Raw genomic sequence first — 22,792 nt, 5'->3', positions numbered from 1 at the left:
TATCCCCCCACCCCGGGGTTGGGCGAATGTGGGCCCCCCGGCGCGGGGGGGGGGGCGGGCTGGTGTCGGGTGGTGGTTGTGGGGGGGGGGGGGGCGGGGGCCGGGGCGGGGGCCCGCGCCCCGCCCGCGTCCGTGGTGGGCGACTGGTGGAGCCTGCTGCTGATCCGGGAGACCGCCCGGGGGCGCCACCGCTTCGACGCGCTCCAGGAGGAGCTGGGCATCTCCCGCAAGGTGCTCACCGAACGTCTGACCCATCTGGTGGAGACGGGCGTCCTGGAGAAGGTCCCGTACCAGGACAGGCCGGTGCGGCACGAGTACCGGCTCACGGAGCGCGGCCGGGGCCTGCTGCCGGTGCTGCTGTCGATGCAGGACTGGGCCGACCGCTGGGTCTTCGGCGACGGATCGCTCACCGGCACCGCCGACGAGGGGAGCGCGGAGGCGCGGCGCGTCGCGGCCCTGGCCGGCGAGCGACTGCCCCACCTGACCCTGCCCGGCCACCGGGACGGCACGCCCGTGGACCCGGTGGCCGCCGGGGCGGCGACCGTGCTGTTCTGCTACCCGGCGACCGGGGCGCCCAGCCCCTTGCCGGACAACTGGTCGGATATCCCCGGCACGATCGGCTGCACGCTGGAGAACCGGCTCTTCGGCGAGGCGTACGAAGACTTCCGCGCGGCGGGCGCGGAGGTGCACGGCGTGAGCACCCAACGCACGGACGAACAGCGGGTGTTCGCGGTCTCGGAGGGTCTGCCCTTCACCCTCCTCTCGGACGTCGACCTGCACCTCGCCGCCGCCCTGCGCCTGCCCACCTTCCGGGCCGGGCAGCTGCTGCGGCTGAAGCGGGCCGTGCTCGTGGTGGACCGCGACCGCGTGGTGCGGCACGCGCGCTTCCCGGTGGCGGACATCCCGGCCGCGGTGGCCGAGGCACTGGCGCAGGTCCGACGCCTGGCGGACGGGGACTGAGAGACGGCGGGGCGGCCGGGCGACGGGACGGCGGGCGGCGGGACGGCAGGGCGACGGGACGGAGGGGCGGGCCGGGCGACGGGACGGCCGGGCGGGCCGGGCGACGGGACGGCCGGGCGACGGCGACGTGCTCACCGGCGCCGGACCGGCCGCGGGACTCCCGATGAGCGCCGAGGGGGACGGCTCCTCCGCGGGTCCGTTCCCTCAGCCGAGCCGGACCCGGACCCGCTGCGGTGCCCCCGCGGCCCGGTCCAGGCCGCTGAAGGTGAGCCCCAGCGCGGGCCCGGTGGTCGCGGCGGTCACCGTGGGCGGCTTCGAGACCACGGACGACACCCGCCTGTTCCAGGTGATCCGCAGGGAGGCCGCCCGGCGGGCCGGGTCGGAGACCACGATCGTGGCCGTGCCGTCACGGTGCTCGCGGACGAGGACGGACGCGGGCGCGTCGGCGGAGAGCCGTCCGACGGCTCCCCGGCCGGTGCCGCCGACGGTGCCGGCGGTCCAGAAGTTGACCGCGGTGAGGCCGAGGTGGGGCACGTGCACGCCCTGCTGCGAGCCGGTGTTGGCGAGGATGCGCCACCGGCCCCTGTCGGCGGCGCGCCGGGCCGTCGTACGGAGACTCGCGCCGGGCATCAGCACGTACGCGTAGTCCCCGTCCGTCGGGTCGGTGCCGTGGTCGGTGAAGAGGGTGAGGTAGCGGCGGGTCAGCGGGTCGGCGGGACCGCCGGTGTTGATGTCCCGCCAGGATCCGGTGCGTTCCTCGCGTACGGTGCCAAGCCTCAGGCCTCGGGGGAAGACATAGCCGGCGTGGCCCGCGATGTGCGCCCAGCCGGCGTTCTCGAAGGTCCGCCGCACGCCCTGCCCGTCGGGCTGCGTGCGGCCGTCGACGGTGAGGGCCGGAACCTCCGACGCGCCGAGGGCCCGGTTGTCCACGGTGGTCTCCACGGCGTGGCCGTCGGTGGAGGAGATGCCTGCGCCCAGGCAGACGACGGAGTCGTCCAGCCAGAACCACGACTTCCTCGCGTTCATCGTGGAGGACAGGCCCACGAGGTGCTGACCGGTGGCACCGAACTCACCGTCGGTCGTGCCGCCCACCCAGGCCGCGTCCGGCATGGACTGGCCCCAGTTGCCGCCCTCGCCGTCGGCGAGCGGCTTGCGTGAGGCGGTGATGCCGGGGAGCCGGTAGGGGTCGACCGTCGGCCAGTACGCGTCCGAATACTGCTCCAGGCCGAAGTCGTCGCCCCACCAGGACAGCCAGCTGGCGCCGGTGTGGTAGCCGCGCGCGTGCTCGCCGTTGCCGAACTCGTAGTGGGCGATGCGGTTCGATGCCATGGAGACCGAGGCGCACCATCCGCGACGGCGATGGGTGGCCCGGTCCATGTGGTGGAAGAGCCGGTGCTGGACGGGCTCGGGAGCCGGCGTGACCGAGGTGTCGTCCAGCAGGGACCGCAGCAGGGCGGCGCGCGCCAGACTCAGCTTCGGGTTGCTCAGGGGCGGGGCGTAAGGGTCGCGCCGCATCCAGCCCTTGACCATGGCGCGCCAGCGGGCGTTCTCCGCCTCGCTCGCACCCTGCCCGACGAGCACGATCGTGGCGAGCAGCGCGTGCGCCCTCGTGTGGTCGGAGGTGCCGGCGCGGCTGATGCCGCGGGAGGACACGTTGTCCATGATCAGCCCGTTGTGGACGAACGGCGCGATGGCGTTGTCGACCGTGTCCAGGAACAGCTGCGCGTCCGGGGAGGCCACCGGCCACGGCGAGGAGCGCAGCAGGGCCATGAGCCGTCCGACGCCGTCGTGGAGGACGGAGCCGTACCCGCCGATGTAGGGCACGTTGCGGTGCTGGATGAACGAGCCGTCGGCGTAGAACCCGTCCCCACCGGTCACGTACGGGAACACGGGGTCGAGCGCCGCGACCGCGCGGGCGATCCGGTCGCCGTCCTCGCCCACGATCGAGCGCAGGATCACACTGCGGCACAGATCGACGCGGTTGGCCCCGGTGGAGGTGCCGGTGTACGCGTCGAAGACCGAGTCGGGTACGAAGTGGTCGACGGCCCGGCAGTAGGCGGCGATCCGCTCCGCCGTCAGGTGCTCGTGGACGAGTACGCAGGTGTCCATCAGCGCCTGCGGGGCGCCTATCTGCCAGTTCCACCAGTTGCCGTGGCGGACGGTCGTCTCGTGGTAGATCCGGGCGTGGAGGTGGTCGAGGCCGTCGAGGACCGCGCGCAGCACGGCGGGGTCCCCGGTCAGGCCGGTGCCGGGCTGCGCCCAGGCCTGGGCGAGCGTGCCGATCCGGTTGTAGCTCTCGTTCATCTTGGCCGAGAAGGCGTACGACTCCGCGTCCGTGTCCGGCTCCGGGTCCCGCCAGACCGCGTCCGGCCACAGCGATCCGTCGGTCGGGGCCATGGTGTCCAGATGCGCCCGGGCGGTCCTGCCGAGGTCGGCGAGCAGGCTCCTGAAGGGCTCGGCGGTGGGGCTGAAGCCGGTGCCGAGGAGGAGTTCGCGCCATCGGGCGCGCAGGGCGGCGAAGTGCTGGGGGGCGGCGGCCGTGGAGGTGGGCTCGGTGGTGGCCGTGGTGGTGACTGTCGCGGTGACCGGTGTCGCTCCGGCGACACCTGCGTGGGCGCCGAGACCGAGGCTCAGCGCGGTACCGCCGGTCACGTGGAGAAGGGAGCGGCGGCGCAAGAATGAGGAGGACATGTCGGACCAGCCTTTGCGGGGGGCGGGGGGACGTGGAGACGGGGCGTAGCGCTTGGTGCCTGGTGCCTGGTGCTCGTCGCTCGGAGCTTGTTGCTCGGGGCTCGGTGCTCAGTGCTCAGTGCTCAGTGCTTGTTGCTCGGTGCTCAGTGCTTGTTGCTCGGGGCTCAGTGCTTGTTGCTCGGGGCTCCGTGCCTGTTGCTCGGGGCTCGGGGCTTGGCACTTGGTGCTTGGCACGCGGTGTTCGGTGCCTGCACGGCAGCCTCGGCAAGCGCTTTCTCCCCGTCAAGGGACGGCGGCGACTCGGGCAGTATTCGGTCAGTCGAAGGGCACGCGACCGGAGCGGACCCTTGCGCCGAGCCCGGACCGGCCCCTACCCCCGACGCCCCGCGTCCAGGGCGGGCCCTGCGGGCGGTCGCCCGGCCCCGCAGGAGTCCCGGATCACCAGGCGCGGCAGCCACTCGACCGCGGAGTGCGCGGCGTCGGGGTCCTCCAGCCGGCGTACCAGCAGCCGGACCGCCGCCTCGCCGACGGCGAAGGTCGCCGGGCTCACGGAGGTCAGCGGCACGTCCGCGAGCGCGGCCAGCTCGTCGTTGTGGCACACGAGCGCGAAGTCCTCCGGCACGCGCACGCCGTGGGCGTGGAGCCGGTGCAGGAGGTCGACCGCGTCGATGTCGGTGTGGACGAGTCCGGCGCGGACCTCCCCGCGTGCGACGAGTTCGAGCAGGCGGTCCCCGCCGATGTCGCCGCGGCGGCCCCCGGGTCCGTACGGGGCCGGTGAGAGGTCGTCGTCGGGAAGGCCGAGCGCGCGGACCGCCGACCGATAGCCCTCCCGCACCGCGGCCCGCGTGTGGGTGTGCCGGGCCAGCAGCGCGACGCGCCGATGCCCGAGCCGCGCCAGGTGCCGCACGGCGAGCGCCGCTCCGCCCGCGTGGTCCGACACCACCCGGTCCAGGTGCGAGCCGGGCACGCCGAGGGGGATCCGCCGCTCGACGAGCACGGCGGGGACCGGAGGCTCCGCGAAGGGCGCCGCCTCCGCCTCGTCGGGGCCGTCGAGCGCCCAGCTCGGAGCGAGCAGCAGGCCGTCGACACCGGCGTCGAGCAGCGTGGCGACATGCTGGAGGTCCCGTGCCGAGGTGTAGTCGGTGACGCCGACGAGCAGGCGGACCCCCGCGTCGGCGGCGGCACGGCGGGCTCCCTGGATGACCGACCGGAAGTAGTAGTCGGAGACGGGCACGACCATGCCCAGCACCATGCCGCTCGGCGCGCCGGAAGGGGTACGGCGGGCGAGGCGGGCGTCACGGGCGTTGAGCGGGGCGGTCGGCCAGGTGACGGTGCCGTGCAGCCGCCGCACGCGCCCGACGGCGGCCAGCGCGGCCACGTCGCGCCGGGCGGTCTCCACGGAGACGCCGAGACCGGCCGCGAGTTCGCTGACGCGCAGGCTCTCCCGCTCCCGGACGAGCCGCAGGATCCGGCCGTGCCGCTGCTCCACGCTCTCGCGCAACGCGCCCGCCTCCTCGCTCCGGTCGGTTGGCCGCGGGCGCAGCCTAACGCCGGAGGGGCGATCCGGACGCGCACGGACCCCGGCGGATCAGGCCGGCGGGTTCGTCACCGCGACCCGTACCTTCCCCTCGCACCGTCCGCCGTGCTCGTCCCGGAACCGGCACAGGGTGTCGACCAGGACGAGGGGCCCGCTCCGCCCCGACTGCTCCCGCGCGCTGACGAGTTCGACCTCGCCCCGGAAGTCGTCGCTCCGCATCGCGCGCTGAAAGCGGCTGTGCATGTCGAGGATGAGGATGTGGGGCAACTGCCGTACCCAGTAGTCGTTCATCGTCCACTCGCTGAACGGGCCGTGCACCCGGTCCCGGATCATCGCGGCGAGTGTGTAGTAGGCGAGCTGGTTGTAGCAGATGTTGAACTCCACCGCGTTGAAGTGGCCGGTGTCGTCGATGTAGCAGGGCTCGGGGATGGTGAACACCCCGCTGCCGGTGAGCGGTCGGCCGTCGGCTCCGCCCGGGTGCAACGAGGCGCGCCTGAGGTAGCGGCAGTGCGGTTTGTACGGTGTGAGTACGCGCTCCAGGAGGAGTCCGTCGTCCGTGTCGGAACCGGGTGCGGACGGGCGGAAGGTGCCAGGGTCCGGCATGCCAGTGATCATCACGGGCTCATCGTGGTGCCCCCGGAACACCCGGGGCCGGGCGACATGCCGGAGCTCCGGGAGTTCCTGGAAGATCCGTCGGCCCGGCTCGACGGATCCCCCGCCTCGGGCGCCCCGCAAGCACGCCGAACGCCGTGCCGCCGCCACGCCGCTCCTCGTGCTCCCCCCCCACTGCGGGGCCGGCCCGCCGACCGGGACCCGGACCGTCGCGGGTCGACGACTCACCGCGACCGGGACTGTCGCGGGTCGGCCGCTCACCGCGCCCCCGGAGGGTCGCGGGGGTCGGCGCTCACCACGCGCCCGGACGGTCGCGGGGCGACCGCTCACCGCGCCCCCGGAGGGTCGCGGGGGGCGGCGCTCACCACGCGCCTGGACAGTCGCGGGGCGACGGCCCACCGCGCCCCCGGACCGCTTCGTGTGCGCGGCTCACCGCGCGCCTCCGCCCTCCACCCGGGCGCCGTGGCGCCGGGGCGGGCGCGGTGGCCGTTCCCGCGCCGGTCCTGAGGCTGAGCACCTCGTCCAGGTTCAGTTCACCGGCATGCCGATGCCCGGCAGCCAGAGCCGGCCGCGGTCGTTGACGGTCAGCTCCCAGGCGACCAGCTCGTCCGGGCAGACCGAGCCGCGGGCGCGGACGTCGGCGACCATCAGCCGGGCCGCCGACCGCGCGGCCGAGGGGTCCTCGTCCGCGAACTCCGCGCGCCACCAACCGCCGTCGCACACCTGCCAGCCACGCTCGCGCATGGCCTCCTCCAGGCCCGGTTCCTCGGCCGTCGTCCGGTGGTCCACCATCAGCGAGAGCCGCCCGGGGTCCTGGCTGTACGCCACCCGCAGCTGCCGCGGCCAGTCCCGCGCGCACCCCACGACGAAGGACGCCCACTCGCCAGGCGCCTGAAGCGGCAACTGCTCCATCCACGAGTCCAGGAGCAGTGCGAGCGAGGCCTCCAGGTGCTCCCAGGACGCGGCCGTGTGGTGACCGTCCCAGCGGAAGGCCGGCCAGTCGCGCTCCGGCCCCCGGTGCAGGAGCCAGAGGTAGGGCAGCGCGTCGAATCCGTGCGGATCCTCCGGACGCCAGCCGACCGAGCCCGACTCGACGGTGGAGTACTCGCGTCCGTGCAGGTCCGACGCCGTGTGCACCGAGAGCGTGGCACCCCGCGGACCGCCTGCCAGCAGCACCACGTGCGCCCCGGTGTGCCACCGCGCGCTGGGCCCTGCGGCCGATCCGCCGTACAGCGTGGGTTCCCCCAGCTCCGCGACCAACTCCTCGTACACCGGCCGCAGCGCCTCCCGCCGGCCGGCCCGCCCGAGCCCCGGCGCGTAGGGGGCGACGAGCACGGCGGGCGCGTCCAGGTGGGCCTCGGGGCGGTCGTACAGGGACCGTGCGCGTACGGCTGCGGGGGGCGGGGCCGAGGACGCGGACGCGCCTGCTGCCGTATCCGCGCCTGCGGTTGCTGCCGTATCCGCGCCTGCGGGATCAGGAAGGAAGGGGGACTCGCCGATGACCATGCCGTCATCGTGTCAGTCGACCGAGCCCGGCCGGCACGTGCCCTCGTGGAAGGGGCCGGCCCGCGCTGTCGTCAGCCCAGGCTGACGCGGGCCGCGACGGGCAGGTGGTCGCTGGGGGTCGCGGGGAGGGTCCAGGCAGCGGTGGCCCGTACCCCTTTCAGGAGGATCTGGTCGATCCGTACGACCGGGAAGCCGGCCGGCCAGGTGAACCCGAAGCCCGCGCCCGCCGTGGACTGGGCCGAGGTCATACCGGTGGTGAGGGGGCGGAAGGCACGGTCGTCGGTCGAGCCGTTGAAGTCGCCCAGGACGACGACACGCGGGGAGCCTTCGGCCCGGAGGACACCTGCCAGCACGCCGATGACGTCGTTACGGGCGCCGGCGGTGAAACCGGAGGGGCCGACGCGGACGGACGGCAGGTGGACGACATGGATCGCGAGCGGCCCTTGGTCGGTCTCGACCGTGGCGCGCATGGCACGGGTCCACGGCATGATCGGGACGGCGCGGGCATCGCGCAGGGGGCGGGTGCTCCACAGGCCGACCGTGCCCTGCTGGAAGTGGTGCGGATACGCGTCGGCCAGGGCCTCCTCGTAGGCGGGCGCGGTCTCCGGGCTCAACTCCTGGAGCGCGACGACGTCCGCGCCGGACGCGAGCAGTGTCCGCACGGTAGCCCGCGGATCGGGGTTGTCCTGGTTGACGTTGTGGCTGACCAGGGTGAGGTCCCCGCCTGCGGAGGACTTGTCGGCGAGGGTCCCGCCGAAGAGGACCGCCCAGGCGACCACCGGCAGGACCAACGCGGTCGTCGCCGTCCGCGAGCGACGCAGCAGCGCCGCGGCGGCGAGCACGGGGACGGCCAGGACCGACCAGGGCAGCAGGGTCTCCGCCAGACTGCTGAGGTGGCCGGGGAGAGCGGGGAGTGCGCTGTGTCCGACGAGGGCCAGAGCGTGAACGGCGCAGCAGAGGGCGACGATCAGGCCTCGGTGCCGTGCGTGCCTCGGCCGGGGGCGATGGGGCGGGCTGTCCGGGCGCGGTGGGGCGGGAGGAGGGACGGGTACGGCTACGGGTACGGGGGCGCGGAGGGCGGTGGGATGCCCGTCGGACTCCTGGGCGGATTCCAGGGCGGGTTCGCGGTCAGGATCCAGAACGGGGTCCGAGGCGGGTTCGCGGTCAGGATCCTGAGCGGGCCCCGGGGCGGGTTCGCGGTCAGGGTCCGGAGCGGGTCCCGGGGCGGTTTCCGGGCTGGGTGCCGGGCTGGGTTCCGGAGCTGGTCGGGTCGCGGGATCCGCCATGGTTGCGGTTGCCGCCGGGTCCGGGGCGGTGGGGCCGTGTCGGTGCGTCGTCATCGCGGTTCAGCCCTCCGTCCGCGCCTGCGACAGCTGGTCGCGGAGCCCGGTGATCAGACGGCGGCTGCTGTCGACGGCCGCGTGGATGCCCTCGGCGGGAGTGGTGTTCGCCCGCTGGTGGAGGACGGCGCCGACGAGCAGGCGCGAGGTGCCGGCGACACGGACCTCGCAGGCCCACAGGAGGTTGCCGCCGGCCGGTGTGCTGGAGCCCGTCTTGATGCCGACGACGCCCGGGACGTCCAGCAGGGGGTTGGTGTTGGTGATCGTGCCGACCCCGGGGACGGTGACGGCACGGGTCGCCACGATGTCGCGGAAGACGGGGTGCCGCATCGCCTCCCGGGCCAGGACGAGCTGGTCGGTCGCGGTGCTGGTGGTGGTCGGTTCGATGCCGCTCGCGCCGGTGTACGTGGTCCGGCCCATGCCCAGTCGGGCGGCGGCGCTCCGCATCTTCGCCACGAAGGCCTCCTGGCTCCCGGAGTCCCAGCGGGCCAGCAGGCGGGCGACGTTGTTCCCGGAGGGGATCAACAGCAGTTCGAGGAGCTGGCGTTGGGAGTAGCGGCGACCGGCCTGGAGCGGCACCGTCGACTCGCCGCCGACGCCCGCCTCGTGCGCGGCCTGCCGGTCCACCTCGATCAGAGGGCCCGACTCCCCTGGCCGCAAAGGGTGTTCCTGGAGGATGACGTGGGCGGTCATCACCTTGGTGAGGCTCGCGAGGGGGACGGGGCGGCCGTCGCCCCGCGTGCCGACCGGACCCGAGCCCTCCAGTGCGACGGCGGTCTGCCCGTCCTCCGGCCACGGGACCGCTCCGCCGTCGACGGACACGGCCCCGGGCGCGATGGCCGGCGCGGGGCGGTCCTCCGTCGCGGAACCGGAGACGGCCACGCCCAGGGCCGTCACGAGGACCAGGGCCAGCGCGCCGCCCGCGACGCGGTGGCGATGGGCGGGGGAAAGGGACATGGGGCGACCTCCGGATGCTGCCGTGCGGGACCGGTACGCCGGCAAGGCTGCGGGAGCGGCGTGTCCGGACGGCGGAGACGAAGGCTCCGTCAAGGCTCGGCAACCCATCGATCATGTATCAACGCCGCTGCGGCGCGAGCCCGCGAGCGACGGCCCGTGGCGGGGAGACGGCCCATGGGAAGTCGGCCCGCGGGAGGCGGCTCCAGGGGACGGCCCTCAGGAGAGAGCCCTTGGGGGACGGACAGATGCGGGAGGCTCACCTCCCGCCTCCGCACCCGTCACAGTCCGGGCGTGCCGGGCCCCTCGTCCGGCAGGCGCAGTGTCGCCACCGCGCCCCCGTCCTCGCCGTGGTTGGCCAGTTCCAGTACCGCGCCGATCACCTTGGCCTGCCCCGACGCGATGGTGAGGCCCAGGCCGTGGCCGCGCCCCCGCTCGTCCGCGCCCGTCCGGAAGCGCTGGGGACCGTGGGCGAGGAGGTCCTCGGGGAAGCCTGGGCCGTGGTCCCGTACCGTGATCGTCCCGGCGGCGACCGCGACCTCGACGGGTCCGGCGCCGTGGCGGTGGGCGTTGACGACGAGGTTGGCGACGATCCGGTCCAGGCGCCGCGGGTCCGTCCGGGCCTCCGCCGCCTCGTCGGCGGTCACCCGCGCGTCGAGTCCGATCCTCGCCACCGATTCCCGTACGAGCTCCGCCAGGGCCACCGGACGCCACTGCGGCTCCTCGGCTCCGGCGTCGAGACGGGAGATCTCCAGCAGGTCCTCGACCAGGTCGCGCAGGACCCCGACCCGGTCCCTGACCATGTCGGTGGCCTCGCCCTCGGGCAGCAGACCGGCCGACGTGACCAGACCCATGAGCGGTGTGCGGAGTTCGTGCGCGACGTCGGCGGTGAAGCGCTGCTCCCCCGCGATGCGGTGTTGCAGGCTGTCCGCCATGGAGTCGACGACGGCCGCGATCTCCCCGATCTCGTCGCCGCCGCCGTACGACCGCCGGTCCGTGGGCCCGTCACCGTCCGCGTTCCGGTCCCCGCGCCGCGTCCGCGTCGTGTCGCCGGCGTGCCCGGCGGTCCCCGTGCGGGCGTCGAGGTCGCCCGCCGTGATGCGGCGCGCCGTGCGGGCCACACGGCGGAGCCGGCGCGCGGGCAGTTCGGTGGCGAGCGCGGTGACGGGGACGACGATGCCCAGGGTGAGCAGGGAGTACTTCCACATGTGCCGGTCCAGCGCCTGCCGGGTGAGCAGGTCGGCGGTCATGTCGACCTCGATCGCGTAGAGCCGCCCGCCCTCCTGCCGGGCGGCCCAGAAGGACGGTGCCGGGGGCCGGTTCACGTACAGGGTGCCGCTGCCCTCGCGCTCGACCTGGCTGAGCAGGGCGGCGGGGAGTTCGCCGGGGGTGGCCGCGGGTGCTTGCCCGCCGGACTCCCGGGCCTCGCTCAGGGCCTGGTCGAGGGCGGCCACCGCCTTTCCCGCACCTTCGTGCATGGAGCGGTTCAAGGTCGACTCGTGGACGAGTACGCCGACGGTCAGGGCCATGGCCGCGCAGGCGAGAGCCATCAGCAGAACGATCTTCCAGCGCAGCGAACGGGGGTTGAGCAGCGCGCGTACGAGAGACATCCGGAGGCCCGCTCTCAGCGTCGCAGCTTGTAGCCGAAGCCCCGGACCGTCTCGATGCGATCGGCTCCGATCTTCTTGCGCAGGCGCTGCACGCACAGGTCGACGACGCGGGTGTCGCCGTCCCAGCCGTAGTCCCAGACGTTGCGGAGCAGGGTCTGGCGGTCCAGCACGATCCCGGGGTGGGCGGAGAACTCCAGCAGCAGCCGCAGTTCGGTCGGGGCCAGCGCGATCACCTCGCCGGCCCTGCGTACCTCCAGGGCGGCCGGGTCGAGGCTCAGGTCACCGAAGACGAGAGGTCCGGTCACCTCCTCCGGAGGGTCGGTCGGCCCGGCGCCCGGGGGCACGAAAGCGGCCCGGCGGAGCAGGGAGCGGATCCGCGCCACCAGGACAGCGGTGTCCACCGGCTTGACGACGTAGTCGTCGGCGCCGGCCTCCAGGCCGGAGACCACGTCGAGGGAGTCGCCGCGCGCGGACATCATGAGGATCGGCGCCGAACTGGACTCCCTGATCCGCCGGCAGAGCCCGATGCCGTCCAGGGCGGGCAGCATCACGTCGAGCAGGAGCAGGTCGTGCCGCCCGTCCCGGAACAGTTCGAGCCCGGTGAGCCCGTCGCCGGCGGCGGTCACCCGGTATCCGTAACGCTCCAGCGCCATCGCGACGGACCTGCGGATCACCTCGTCGTCCTCGACGAGCAGAATCGTCACAGGAACCGGCTCAGACATGACGTGTACATCCAGGGGGGCGGGGGCGGTGGATCCTCCATCATGCCCCACGGCGCCGAGGCGCCCTCCGGCGGCCGCACGACGCGGACCTGCGAGGTCACGCCCGGCGGCGGGCGGAGGGCGTAATGCCGTAGGCCGGGTGAAACACCGGGTGGGTGGGCTTGGTCGGCGGGGGGCGTCTCGGCGGCCGTGGCCGGTGCGGTGTCCCGTGGCCGGGCGGGGCGCGGCGGCGGCGGGGCGCGGCGGCGGTGGCGGGGCGCGGCGGCGGTGGCGGGGCGGCTTCAGGCTCTACCCGGGGCTTCCGCGCGGCGCGCGGCTTCGTCCCCAGCGACCACCAGCGCGGTCTGCCGCCGCCGAGGCAGGCAGCGGGGCGGGCGGTGTCGGCCACGGGGGCCGGGCGGTGTCGGCAGCAGGGGCGGGCGGTGTCGGCCTCGGGGGCCGGGCGGTGTCGCCCGGCCCCGGACCTCCGGGGTACGTGCCGCCGGACCGTGGACTTCCGGGTGGATTCCGGGGTGCGGGTGTCAGGTGCGGACGGCGCTTTCGCGTCCTGACCTGTGTGACCACCGCTCTCGACACCCCTCCCGCCTCCGGCGTCTCCACCCGCCAGGTCTGGCAGGCCCTCTACACCCATTTCCGGCCGCACCGGGCCGCCGTCGCGTGCGGGGCGGTGCTCGCCCTCATCGGCGCGGCGAGCGGGCTCGCCCAGCCGCTCGCCGCGAAGGCGCTGGTGGACCGGCTCGGTCACGACGAGCCGATCGCCTCGATCCTGCTGGTCCTGACGGCGCTCGTCGTCTTCGGCACGGCCGTCGAGGCGCTCGGCTCGTACATCCTGGAGCGGACCGCCGAGTCGGTGGTCCTCGCGGCCCGGCGCTCGCTGATCGGGAGGCTGCTGCGGCTGCGGCTGCCGGAGGTCGAGAAGACGCAGCCGGGTGATCTGATGTCGCGCATCACCTCCGACACCACCCTGCTGCGGGCGGTCACCACGCAGTCCGTCGTGTCGGCGGCGACCGGCGGGCTCTCGTTCGTGGCGACGCTGGTGCTCATGGGGTTCATGGACCCCGTGCTGCTGGGCGTGACGGTCGGCGTCATCGTGCTCATCGGCGGGGCCGTCGCCGTGCTCATGCCGCGGATCGCGGCGGCGACCCGCCGCTCGCAGGAGGCGGTCGGCCGGATCTCCACCGTCCTGGAGCGGGCCTTCGGCGCCTTCCGCACCATCAAGGCGTCGGGCGCGGAGGCACGGGAGACGGCGGTCGTGGACGAGGCGGCGCGGGACGCCTGGCGGCACGGCGTGAAGTCGGCCAAGTGGCAGTCGCTCGCGGGCTCCTCGATCGGACTCGCCGTACAGGTGTCCTTCCTGGCCGTCCTCGGCATCGGTGGCGCCCGGGTCGCGTCCGGGGCCACCTCGATCTCCTCCCTCATCGCCTTCCTGCTCTTCCTCTTCTACCTGATCGAGCCGATCTCGAAGCTGGTGGAGGCGGCGACGCAGTTCCAGGTGGGGTCGGCGGCGGTGTCGCGGATCCTGGAGGCCGAGGCGCTGGAGGTCGAGGAGACCGACGCCGGACCGGCCGTACCGGCGGGAGGCGGCGGGCCGGCTTCCGTGGTCTTCGACGAGGTGACCTTCCGGTACCGGGACGACCTCCCGGCCGTGCACCGTGGCGTGTCCTTCGAGGTGCCGGGGCGGGGCATGACGGCCTTCGTCGGGCCGTCCGGGGCGGGAAAGACGACGTTGTTCGGGCTGATCGAGCGCTTCTACGAGGCGACCGGGGGCCGGGTCCTGATCGACGGCCGGGACGTCCGCGAATGGCCGCTCGCCGAGCTGCGGGCGTCGATCGGATACGTCGAGCAGGACGCGCCCGTCCTGTCCGGCACCCTGCGCGAGAACCTCACGTTCGCCGCGCCGGACGCGGACGAGGAGGAGATCCGCCGGGTGCTCGTACGGGCCCGGCTCGACGCGCTCGTGGACCGGCTCCCGGAGGGCCTGGAGACGGTGGTCGGTCACCGCGGCTCCAAGCTGTCGGGCGGCGAGCGTCAGCGGGTCGCCATCGCGCGGGCGCTGCTGCGCGGACCGAGGCTGCTGCTGCTCGACGAGGCGACCTCGCAGCTGGACGCGGTCAACGAACTGGCGCTGCGGGACGTCGTGGCGGAGGTGGCCCGGGAGACGACGGTCCTCGTCGTGGCCCACCGGCTGTCCACGGTGACGCTGGCGGACCGGATCGTCGTCATGGACGCGGGCCGGGTGCGCGCGGTGGGCACGCACGCGGAGCTGGTGGACGGCGACGAGCTGTACGGGGAGCTGGCGGCGACCCAGTTCCTGACGACGGCGTGATCCGCGCCCGTCCTCCGGCCGGCGAGAAGCAGCCGCACCGCGGCTTCTTCGGCGACGCTCGGCGCCCTGTTCCCCGCCGCCACCACGGGCCTCTCCTCGCCGCCGACCGGTACTGAGGCGAACCCCGTGGGGGCGTCCTGGGGCGCTCTGGCCACGCGTCTGCGGTCGTGCGCGCAGAATGGGCGTGTGCAGAGTTGGGTGCCGCCGGAGCGCGGGGCGTTCGTGGGACGTACGAGGGAAGTCGCCGAGCTGGTGGGGCGGTTGGGGCGGCACCGGCTGGTGACGGTGGTGGGTGCGGGCGGGGTGGGGAAGTCCCGGCTCGCGGCCCGGGTGGCGGACGGTCCGGCATCGGAGGCCGTGGAGAGCGCGCACTGGGCGCCGCTGTGGTCGCTGGACGGTGGGGCGCTGCTGACGGCGCTGGTGGCCGACGCCTGCGGTCTGTCGGACCATTCGGCGCGCGAGCCGGCCGACGCGCTCGCCGCGTGGATCGGCGGGCGTCGCATGCTGCTGGTCCTGGACTCCTGTGAGCATCTGGTCCCCGAGTGCGCCGCGCTGGTGGAGACGCTCCTCGCGCGCTGCCCGGGGCTCGTGGTGCTCGCGACGAGCCGGGAGCCGCTGGGGACGGCCGGGGAATCGGTGTTCGCCCTCGATCCGCTCCCGCCGGACTCCGACGCGGTGGAGCTCTTCGCGCGGCGCGCGGCCGACGCGGGCGTGCGCTGGCAGAGTCCGCACGAGCATGTGGCGGCGGCCGAGGTGTGCCGCCGGCTCGAGGGGATTCCGCTGGCGCTGGAGCTGGCCGCCGCCCAGCTCCCGGAGCGGCCGGTGGTGGTCATGGCCCGGCTGCTGCGCGACCGGCTCGCGCTGGAGCGACCCGGTGACGCCGCGGTCCGGCCGGCCCGTCATCGGGCGCTCCGTACCACGATCGGCTGGAGCCACGAACTCTGCGACCCCTGGGAGCGGTTGCTCTGGGCGCGCCTGTCCGTGTTCCGCTCGGACGCCACCGTGGACGACGTCACGCGGGTGTGTGCCGGCGGGCCGCTGACCGAGGGCGCGCTGGTGCGGGCGCTCGACGGGCTGCGGCGCAAGAGCGTCGTCACCCTCCACGGCGGTCGGCTGCGGATGCTCGACACGGTCCGTGAGTACGGGCGGATGTGGCTGGCGGAGCTCGGCGAGTCGCGGGCGACGGCCGACCGGCACGCGCGGCACTTCCACGATCTCGTCGTCGCCGCCGAGGCCGCCTGGTGGGGGCCAGGGCAGGCCGAGGAGTACGAGCGGCTGGCCGCCGGGTTCGGCGATCTCCGCGCCGCCCTCGAACACCTGCTGGCGGTGGATCCGGCGCGCGCGGCGGCGATGGCCGGAGGGCTCGGCTTCTTCTGGGCGTGCTGCGGGCGGCTGCACGAGGCCGGGCACTATCTGGAGGAGTGCGTCCAGCTGGTCACGGGGCCTCCGGAGGTCCTGGCGAAGGTGTGCTGGGCGCTCGGTGTGGTGCGCTGCCTGCGCGGCGAGTACGCGTCGGCGGCGCGGCTGGGCGACCGGGCGAGGGAGGAGGCGGCGCTCGCGGGGGACGCGCGGCTGCTCGTGGACGCCGCCTATGTGCAGGGGCTGGTGCTGCTGCTCCGCGGGCGTCCCCGGGACGCGCTGGCCACGGCGGACCGTGCGCTGGCGCTTCCCCACGACTCCGCGGCGGCGCGGGCCCGGTGCCGGCTGGTGCGGGTGTTCGCCCTGACGGCTTCCGGTCTTCTGGAGACGGCCCGTGCCGAGGCGGAGGCCCTTCGGTGGGACGCCGTCGCCGCGGGTGAGCACTGGACCCGGTCCTACACCGAGTACCAGCTGGCGGTGATGGCGCTGTACGAGCGGCGGTCCGCCGACGCCGCCGCGCACGCCCGCGCGATGCTGCGGGACAAGCGGACGATCGGCGACGCCTTCGGGCTCGGTCTGGGGCTCGACCTGCTGGCCGCCGCTCTGGCGGCGCAGGGACGCGGGGACGAGTCGGCCACCGCGTACGGGGCGGGGCAGGCGTTCTGGGACATGGTGGGGCATCCTCAGCGCGGCACGCCGGAGCTGGGCCCCGTGCGGGAGCGGTCCGAGCGCGCGGCGCGCCGGCAGCTCGGCGACGACGCGTACGACACCGTCTTCACCCTGGCCACGCTCACGGACCCGTACACGACGCTGGAAGCGATGCTCGGGGCCGAGTGAGAGGGCCTGCCGGGCGCCGCGCGTGCTCGTGGTCTGCCGCCGGGGCCGTCCCCGGCGACCGACGCGCTGCGCGGGTCGCGCGGTGGCGCGTTGCGGGCGGCGCTGGTCGGACGGTTCCGGGATCCTGAGGTCGTCGCCCGTTCCGACCCGCGCGGCGTGGTCGCGCACCGGTTCCACGCCGTCTCCACCCGCGCCACCGAGCCGGCGCCCTGCCCGCGGGCCGCATCACCGCACTCGGCCCCGCCGTCCACGCGACGCCGCCCACGGCCGGGGGGCGGGCCGGGGCGGCCATCCGTGACGCGGCCGCGCTGGTGCGGCACCTGAGCGACCTCATCGAACCGATCCTGGCCGCCGCCACCTCGGTCGCGGCTCGATCCTGGGCGCCGCCGCCCGGCTGCGCCGCCGCTGAGCGGTGGCGGCGCTGAGCGGTGGCGGCGCTGAGCGGTGGCGGCGCGGCGGAGATGGGGGTTGTCGGGGCGGTGCGGGAACTCGACGTGCGTCCCGTACGACTTCTCCACCGCACCGGCACGGCGGCGGGGAGAGGCAGGGGATGGGCGGACTGGACGTACGCATGCGTGGGGTCGCCTGCCGGCACGGCCGGACCGAAGCCGTGGCGGGGGTGGATCTGGAGATCGCCGCGGGCGAGCGGGTCGCGCTGACCGGGACGAACGGGTCGGGGAAGACGACGCTGCTGCGCGCGGTCCTCGGGCTGCACCGGCCCACCAGCGGCACCATCGAGGTCGGCGGGCGGGGCGCCCGCTCCGCCGCCGAGTGGGCGTGGCGGCGCCGGTCGTGCGCCTGGATCCCGCAGAAGCCCGCCGCCGGACGGTTCCCGCTGCGCGGCGACGAACTGCTCGCGAGCAGCGGGGCGTCCGTGGACGCCGCGGCGGCCGCGGAGCGGCTGGGGGTGGGCGGTCTAGTGGCGCGGTCCGTGGACACCTTGTCCGGCGGGCAGTTGCAGCGGATGTATCTGGCGCGGGCGATCGGTTGTGTCGCGGCGGGCGCCCAGGTGCTCCTCGCCGACGAGCCGACGGCCGCCCTCGACTTCGAGGGGCAGGAGGAGGCGGCCGATGTGCTGACCGCGCTGCCGGTCACGCTCGTGGTCGTCACGCACGACCGCTCGCTGGCGGTCCGGTGCGACCGGGTCCTGGAGATGGCGGCCGGCCGGTTGCGGGAGGTGCGGTGAACACGGCGGTGAACACAGCGGTCAACTCGCTCGCGGGCGCCGATCTCGGCGCCCTGCTCCAGCTCGTGCCCGTCCAGCGGGCCGGGCTGGCGCTGCTCCTCGCGGCCGTCGGGCTTCCGGTGATCGGGGTGGTGATCGTCGGGCTGGACATCATGCCGGTGCGGTTCGCGATGATGCACGTGGCGCTGTTCGGCATCGCCGTCGGCCTGCTGACCGGACTGGATCCGATGGTGTGCGCCCTGGTGGCCTGTGCCCTGTCGGGGGCGGGCGTCGCCCCGCTGGCGCGGACACCGGCCGGGCTCTCGGGGGCGATGGGCCTGCTGATGAGCCTGGCCATCGCCGCCGCGCTCCTCCTCCTCGCCGTCTCCGGTGTGAACGCCTCGGGTGCCTTCGCCCTCCTCTGGGGGTCGATCCTGTCGGTCGGCACCGCCGATCTCGTGGTGCTCGGGGCGCTCGCCGTCGCCGTACCGGCGCTGCTGTGGTGGCGGCGCCGCGAGGTGGCGCTGCTGCTGTACGACCGGGAGCTCGCCCAGTGCTCGGGCGTGCCCGTACGCCTCCTCACCACCGCGCTGCTCGTCCTGGTGGCGGTCTCGGTCGCGGGGGCCATCAAGCTGACCGGGGCGCTCCTCGTCGACGCCCTGACGCTGCTGCCGGCCCTGGCGGCCCGCCGCCTCGGCCGTTCGCTGTGGTCCATCACGGTGTGGGCGGTCGGCATCGGTGTCGTCGTCAACTCGGCGGGATTCCTCCTGGCCCTGTGGCTGGACTGGCCTCCGGGCCCGGTCCTCGTCCTGACGGCGGGGACCGTGGTCCTCGCCGCGCATCTCATCCCCGAACGGAGAACCAGCTCATGGCGCGCATCCGCGTCCCCCACGCCCGCATCGCTCCCCTCGTCGCACTGAGTGCGGCCCTGCCCCTGCTCACGGGGTGCGGCGGCGAGGACGCCGCCTCCTCCGGGACCACCGAGTCGGCCGGCGACCGGCCGGTGGTGGTCGTGACGACCACCTGGGAGGGCGCGCTCGCGAAGGCCGCCGGGGCCGAGGACATCACGGTGATCGTGCCGCGGTCGGTGCACCACGCGCCCGACTACGACCCGAAGCCCTCGGACCTGGCCGCCGTCGCGAAGGCCGACTTCGTGCTGTACGCGCCGTTCGAGCCGTACGCGGCGAAGATCAAGGAGGCGGCCGGCTCGAAGGCGAAGCTGGTGGAGGTCGACCTCGACAACGACCCGGCCAAGGCCGGCGCCGAGGTGGTGCGGTTGGGCGGCCTGTTCGGGACGGAGGCCGCCGCGAACCGGTGGAAGACCCGTCTGGACGGCGAGGTCACGAGGCTCAACGGCGAGCTCAGGGCCGCCTGGCCGGGCGGGAGGAGCCCGGCGGTCGTCACGCAGGTCTTCACCGCCTGGGCGGCCGGCCTCGCGGGCGCCACGACGGTCGGCACGTACGGTCCCGAGCCGGTGACGCCCGCCCAGCTCGCCTCGCTCGCGGCGAAGAAGCCCGCGTTCGTCCTCGACAACGCCCACATGTCGACGGGCACGGTGCTGCCCGACGCGGGCGCCGAGCAGGTCACCATCGTCAACTACCCGGGCGAGGACCTCGATCTCCTCGCGGTGTACCGCGACGCGGCGGACGTGTGGAAGAAGGCCATGGGCTGAGCCCGGACCGCGCGGGAGGGGGAGGGCCGACGGCGTCGGCCCTCCCCCTCCCGCGTGTCGTCATGCCTGGACGAGGGCTCCTCCCCGCTCGGCGACCATGCGCCGGAGCGCGGCGCGGTCGGGCTTCCCCGCGGCGGTGAGCGGCAGTTCGGGCAGGACGAGCAGGTGCTCGGGGTGGCTGTGGCGGGCGAGTCCGCGCTCGGCGAGGTACGTGCCGAGCTCCGTGAGCGTCGGGGCGTCGGCGCCCTTGCCGACCAGGCAGGCGGCGAGCCGCTCCCCCATCAGCGGGTCCGGCACCCCGACGCAGACGACGTCCCGCACCCGGGGGTGGGAGACGAGGGCGCGTTCGACCTCGGCGGGGCTGATGTTGGCGCCGCCGCGGATGACGACGTCCTTCAGCCGCCCGACGACGTGGAGGACTCCGTCGTCGTCGAGGAAGCCGAGATCGCCGGTGCGCACCCAGCCGTCCGGGGTGCGGTAGCGGGCGTCGAGCTCCGGGGCGGCCACATAGCGGAGCGGGGTCATGGGGCCGCGGGAGACGATCTCCCCGATCCGTCCGTCGGGCAGCCGCTCGTGCGTGTCGGGGTCGGCGATGCGGATCTCGGCGACGCGCGGGTCGGGGCGGCCGGCGACGACTCCCGCGCGGTCGGTGGGCGGCACGCTGTGCCCCAGTCCCGTATGGCAGTTGACCCCGTCGGCCGACCCGTAGAGGTTGACGACCGGGCAGCCGAACGCCTCGGCCGCCGCGCCGGCGGTGGCTTCGTCGAGGGGCGCGCCGCCCAGGACGAGCGCGGTGGGGGCGGGCAGCGGACCGTCCGTCCCCTCCAGGGCCTTCAGCATCATCCGGATCATGGTGGGCACGCCGAGGACGTGGGTGGGCTCGTGCTCCCGCACGGCGGCGAGCGCGGCCTCGGGCGTGAAGTGGTCGAGGAGGACGAGGGTGCCGCCGTGCCGGGCGAGCGTGACGGCCGTGCCGTTCGACCCGAAGGCGGAGGCGAGCGGGACGAGGAAGAGGCAGCGGGGCGGGGTTCCGTCGGGCATGAGGGAGGCGAGGAAGTTGCCGCGCCCGCCGGCCAGGGCGTTGTGGGAGTAGGCCACCATCTTGGGCTCCGCCTCCGAACCGGAGGAGACGAGGATCCGGGCGGCGCTGTCGGGGTGGGGGCGGGCCGGGACGAATCCGGTGGGGTCGGTCCGTAGCAACCGCGACAGCTGAATCGTTCCTTCAGGTGCGGTGCCCCGGCCCGCGGCGATCACGTGGCGCAGTGCGGGCAGCGCCGGGGCGAGGGCCCGGAGGTCGGCCGCGTGGTGCTGCCCGCGGTGTTCGATCGCGGCGACGACCGCCACGGCCTCGGCGCGGCGCAGCAGGCTCTCGGCCTCCGCGGCGCCGCGCCCGACCGGGAAGGGGAGGCCGACGGCGCCCAGCGCGGCGAGGGCGAGATCCGCCACGACGGCGTTGCGGTCGTCGGGGAGCTGGACGGCGACGACGTCCCCGGCGCCGACCCCGAGCCCGCGCAGGCCCTCGGCGAGACATCGGACCTTGCGGTCGAGGGCCGTGTAGCAGAGCGTGCCCTTGGCGTCGATGACGGCGGCGCGGTGCGGGTCGGCGATCTGGCGGGCCCGGTGGAGGCTGTAGAGGTCCAGGTCCGGGCAGGTGCCGTCCACCGCCCAGGACCGGCGGAGCGCGGCGGGCAGCAGATCGGTGAGAGGGACGGTCACGCGAGGCTCCAGGGGTCGGGAACGGCGGGGGCGCCGTGCGGGTCCCGGCCGATCGGGCCGGAGAGGCGAGGGTCGTGCCGGAGGGCGGACAGGTCGGTGGTGACGGCGGTGGCCGTGAGGCCGTGGCCGCGCAGCCGGTCCAGGGCGTCCTCGGTGCACATGCCCGAGACGTCGTACGCCGCGGCGGCGGGCGCGCTGTCGTCGCCGGGGGCGATCCAGCCGTCGGAGGTCCGGAGCGGGTGCCGGAATCCGGCGGGGCGCCGGGGGTCCGCGCCGGAGGCGGACTGTCGCAGGGCGGGGGCGAGGAGGGTGTCGGCCGCGCCGAGCAGCGAGGAGTCGACGCGTACGCCGTGGCCCGAGCGCTCGCGCAGGAGCAGGCCGGCGAGGATCGCCTCGGTGCCGTGCAGGCCGCCGAGGACGTCGAGGAGGGTCATGAGGGACGGTACGGGCGCCTCGCCGGCCGGGTGGACGGCCTCTCCGACGCCGGTGCGGGCCTGCGCCATGAAGTCGGTGCCCATGGGGGCGTCGGTGATCCGGTCGGCCCAGCCGCCGGTGTAGGCGTAGACGAGGGACGGGTTCACGGCGGCGAGGTGCCCGGTGTCGAGTTCCAGCGCGGCGGCCTTTCCCGGGGCCCAGTTGTGGACGAACACGTCGGCCTCGGCCACGAGGTCGCGCAGGCGGACACGGTCGGCGGGGGACTTGATGTCGAACTCCACCGCCTCCTTGCCCCGGTTGAGCGCCAGCCAGCGGGCGGAGATCCCGTCGCAGGCGGGGGGCATGCCCCGGAGCGGGTCGCCGCCCGGCGGCTCGATCCGGATTACCCGGGCGCCGAGGAGGCCCAGCAGGTGGGCGGCGAGGGGCGCTTGGATGCGGCGGCCCGCCTCCAGGACGGTCAGTCCGGCCAGCGGCCGGTCCGCCGTGGCCGCCGCCGCGCTCCTCAGGCGTCCGGGGCCGAGCGAGCGCAGGGCCCAGGGGTCGGCGCCGTCGTCCTCCCCGGCGCGCTCCGCGAGCGTGCGCAGTCGGCAGACCTCGGCTCCGGAGAGCGCGGCGGCCTCCCGGATCCGCGCCCAGGCGTGGCGCCGGGTCACCTCGTGCAGGGCGGCGGGGAAGGGCGCGCAGGCCGTGGCGTACCGGAACTGGAAGGGCCGCCAGCCCGCACGTACCGCGTCGGCGGGGGCTTCCAGGGGGCGCCAGAAGTCGGCCCAGGCCCCCGGATCGAGCGTCTCCAGTTCGAAGAGGACACCGTCCGCGGAGGTGAACGGCGGTCCGCCCGGGGCGGGTTCGACGGCCTCGGGCTCGTCGGCGCCGGCGGCGGCGAGGTACTGGGAGACGGCGAGGAGCCCGGCCCGGTCGGCCATGGTCGTGCGGACGCCGGCCGGCGGACCGCCCCGGGCCTGTCCGACGAGCCCGGCGAGCAGGCCCTGGACGGTGAGCACCCCGGTGGCGGTGGCGAGGTAGTCGACGCCGAGCCCTCGCGGGGTGCCGTGGCGGCGGCCGTGGACGGCCATCACGCCGGTGACGGCCTGGGCGGTGACCTCGTCCTCGATCCCGGAGCCCGCCGCACCCCAGCCGGTGCGGGCCGTCGCGGGCGCGAATCCGGCGCCGCCGAGCACGATGTCCCCCGGGCCGTCGTCCCGCACCGTCGCGCCGAGCCGTCTCAGGTGGTCGGAGACGACGCGGGTCAGCGCCTCGGGGCCGCCGGTCTCGCACCGCAGCGCGTGGAGCGGGCGGGCTGTGTCGAGCGGGCGGCGGGCCGCGGTGCGCGCGGTCACTGGTGACGCCATG

At 75.1% G+C, this 22,792-nt stretch carries 16 protein-coding genes; 6 read left to right on the top strand and 10 right to left on the bottom strand.

The window, feature by feature from the left end; translation table 11 throughout:
* Nucleotides 1-132: 132 nt before the first annotated feature.
* Nucleotides 133-960: a winged helix-turn-helix transcriptional regulator gene (locus ACF1BN_RS14265; protein WP_392331885.1), complete on the top strand. Its 828-nt coding sequence runs from the start codon at nucleotides 133-135 to the stop codon at nucleotides 958-960.
* Nucleotides 961-1,164: 204 nt separating this feature from the next.
* Here the strand turns inward: ACF1BN_RS14265 and ACF1BN_RS14260 are convergent, their stop codons facing one another.
* From ACF1BN_RS14260 to cseB, 8 genes are all read right to left on the bottom strand, one after another.
* Nucleotides 1,165-3,651 carry a polysaccharide lyase 8 family protein gene (locus ACF1BN_RS14260; RefSeq protein ID WP_392331884.1) on the bottom strand — a complete coding sequence of 829 codons (2,487 nt, stop codon included), beginning with the start codon at nucleotides 3,649-3,651 and terminating at the stop codon, nucleotides 1,165-1,167.
* Between the two features lie 370 nt (nucleotides 3,652-4,021).
* On the bottom strand, nucleotides 4,022-5,152 hold the full coding sequence (locus ACF1BN_RS14255) for a substrate-binding domain-containing protein (RefSeq protein ID WP_392331883.1): 1,131 nt from the start codon (nucleotides 5,150-5,152) through the stop codon (nucleotides 4,022-4,024).
* A gap of 87 nt (nucleotides 5,153-5,239) precedes the next feature.
* The gene (locus ACF1BN_RS14250) at nucleotides 5,240-5,791 is read right to left on the bottom strand and encodes an FcoT family thioesterase (RefSeq protein WP_392331882.1); all 552 of its coding nucleotides are present in this window, start codon (nucleotides 5,789-5,791) and stop codon (nucleotides 5,240-5,242) included.
* Between the two features lie 537 nt (nucleotides 5,792-6,328).
* On the bottom strand, nucleotides 6,329-7,135 hold the full coding sequence (locus tag ACF1BN_RS14245) for a hypothetical protein (RefSeq protein ID WP_392331881.1): 807 nt from the start codon (nucleotides 7,133-7,135) through the stop codon (nucleotides 6,329-6,331).
* A gap of 242 nt (nucleotides 7,136-7,377) precedes the next feature.
* A complete protein-coding gene (locus ACF1BN_RS14240; protein ID WP_392331923.1) occupies nucleotides 7,378-8,277 on the bottom strand; it encodes an endonuclease/exonuclease/phosphatase family protein in 900 nt (299 codons plus the stop codon).
* A 375-nt stretch (nucleotides 8,278-8,652) separates the two neighbouring features.
* Entirely contained in the window at nucleotides 8,653-9,603 is a 951-nt protein-coding gene (locus tag ACF1BN_RS14235; RefSeq protein ID WP_392331880.1) for a D-alanyl-D-alanine carboxypeptidase family protein, read from the bottom strand.
* Between the two features lie 278 nt (nucleotides 9,604-9,881).
* Nucleotides 9,882-11,210, bottom strand: a complete 1,329-nt coding sequence (locus ACF1BN_RS14230) for a sensor histidine kinase (RefSeq protein WP_392331879.1) — start codon at nucleotides 11,208-11,210, stop codon at nucleotides 9,882-9,884.
* A 14-nt stretch (nucleotides 11,211-11,224) separates the two neighbouring features.
* Nucleotides 11,225-11,932, bottom strand: a complete 708-nt coding sequence (cseB, locus tag ACF1BN_RS14225) for a two-component system response regulator CseB (RefSeq protein WP_392331878.1) — start codon at nucleotides 11,930-11,932, stop codon at nucleotides 11,225-11,227.
* Between the two features lie 556 nt (nucleotides 11,933-12,488).
* Between cseB and ACF1BN_RS14220 the strand changes: the two genes are divergently transcribed.
* From ACF1BN_RS14220 to ACF1BN_RS14200, 5 genes are all read left to right on the top strand, one after another.
* A complete protein-coding gene (locus ACF1BN_RS14220; protein WP_392331877.1) occupies nucleotides 12,489-14,258 on the top strand; it encodes an ABC transporter ATP-binding protein in 1,770 nt (589 codons plus the stop codon).
* A gap of 186 nt (nucleotides 14,259-14,444) precedes the next feature.
* Nucleotides 14,445-16,454: an ATP-binding protein gene (locus ACF1BN_RS14215; RefSeq protein ID WP_392331876.1), complete on the top strand. Its 2,010-nt coding sequence runs from the start codon at nucleotides 14,445-14,447 to the stop codon at nucleotides 16,452-16,454.
* Nucleotides 16,455-17,004: 550 nt separating this feature from the next.
* Entirely contained in the window at nucleotides 17,005-17,640 is a 636-nt protein-coding gene (locus tag ACF1BN_RS14210) for a metal ABC transporter ATP-binding protein (protein ID WP_392331875.1), read from the top strand.
* On the top strand, nucleotides 17,637-18,539 hold the full coding sequence (locus tag ACF1BN_RS14205; protein WP_392331874.1) for a metal ABC transporter permease: 903 nt from the start codon (nucleotides 17,637-17,639) through the stop codon (nucleotides 18,537-18,539). Before ACF1BN_RS14210 ends, ACF1BN_RS14205 begins: the two co-directional genes overlap by 4 nt.
* On the top strand, nucleotides 18,488-19,291 hold the full coding sequence (locus ACF1BN_RS14200; RefSeq protein WP_392331873.1) for an ABC transporter substrate-binding protein: 804 nt from the start codon (nucleotides 18,488-18,490) through the stop codon (nucleotides 19,289-19,291). The genes ACF1BN_RS14205 and ACF1BN_RS14200 overlap by 52 nt, the downstream gene beginning before the upstream one ends.
* Nucleotides 19,292-19,351: 60 nt before the next feature.
* Here ACF1BN_RS14200 and ACF1BN_RS14195 read toward each other — a convergent pair whose 3' ends face one another.
* Together ACF1BN_RS14195 and ACF1BN_RS14190 are read right to left on the bottom strand one after the other, a co-directional pair.
* Complete coding sequence (locus ACF1BN_RS14195) at nucleotides 19,352-21,007, bottom strand: class I adenylate-forming enzyme family protein (RefSeq protein WP_392331872.1); 1,656 nt, start codon at nucleotides 21,005-21,007, stop codon at nucleotides 19,352-19,354.
* The gene (locus ACF1BN_RS14190) at nucleotides 21,004-22,791 is read right to left on the bottom strand and encodes a CoA transferase (RefSeq protein WP_392331871.1); all 1,788 of its coding nucleotides are present in this window, start codon (nucleotides 22,789-22,791) and stop codon (nucleotides 21,004-21,006) included. The genes ACF1BN_RS14195 and ACF1BN_RS14190 overlap by 4 nt, the downstream gene beginning before the upstream one ends.
* Between the last annotated feature and the right edge of the window lies 1 nt (nucleotide 22,792).

The sequence above is a fragment of the Streptomyces sp. NPDC014861 genome (assembly GCF_043081625.1).
GTDB lineage: Bacteria > Actinomycetota > Actinomycetes > Streptomycetales > Streptomycetaceae > Streptomyces.
The sequence above is the reverse complement of the archived record's forward strand: the minus strand, read 5'-3'. Positions and strand labels throughout refer to the sequence as shown.

What these genes read in the sequence shown, in the direction of transcription:
- ACF1BN_RS14230 (WP_392331879.1), bottom strand. Translation starts at nt 11,210, where the DNA reads ATGTCTCTCGTACGCGCGCTGCTCAACCCCCGTTCGCTGCGCTGGAAG.
- ACF1BN_RS14235 (WP_392331880.1), bottom strand. Translation starts at nt 9,603, where the DNA reads ATGTCCCTTTCCCCCGCCCATCGCCACCGCGTCGCGGGCGGCGCGCTG.
- cseB (WP_392331878.1), bottom strand. Translation starts at nt 11,932, where the DNA reads ATGTCTGAGCCGGTTCCTGTGACGATTCTGCTCGTCGAGGACGACGAG.
- ACF1BN_RS14190 (WP_392331871.1), bottom strand. Translation starts at nt 22,791, where the DNA reads ATGGCGTCACCAGTGACCGCGCGCACCGCGGCCCGCCGCCCGCTCGAC.
- ACF1BN_RS14210 (WP_392331875.1), top strand. Translation starts at nt 17,005, where the DNA reads ATGGGCGGACTGGACGTACGCATGCGTGGGGTCGCCTGCCGGCACGGC.
- ACF1BN_RS14260 (WP_392331884.1), bottom strand. Translation starts at nt 3,651, where the DNA reads ATGTCCTCCTCATTCTTGCGCCGCCGCTCCCTTCTCCACGTGACCGGC.
- ACF1BN_RS14200 (WP_392331873.1), top strand. Translation starts at nt 18,488, where the DNA reads ATGGCGCGCATCCGCGTCCCCCACGCCCGCATCGCTCCCCTCGTCGCA.
- ACF1BN_RS14250 (WP_392331882.1), bottom strand. Translation starts at nt 5,791, where the DNA reads ATGCCGGACCCTGGCACCTTCCGCCCGTCCGCACCCGGTTCCGACACG.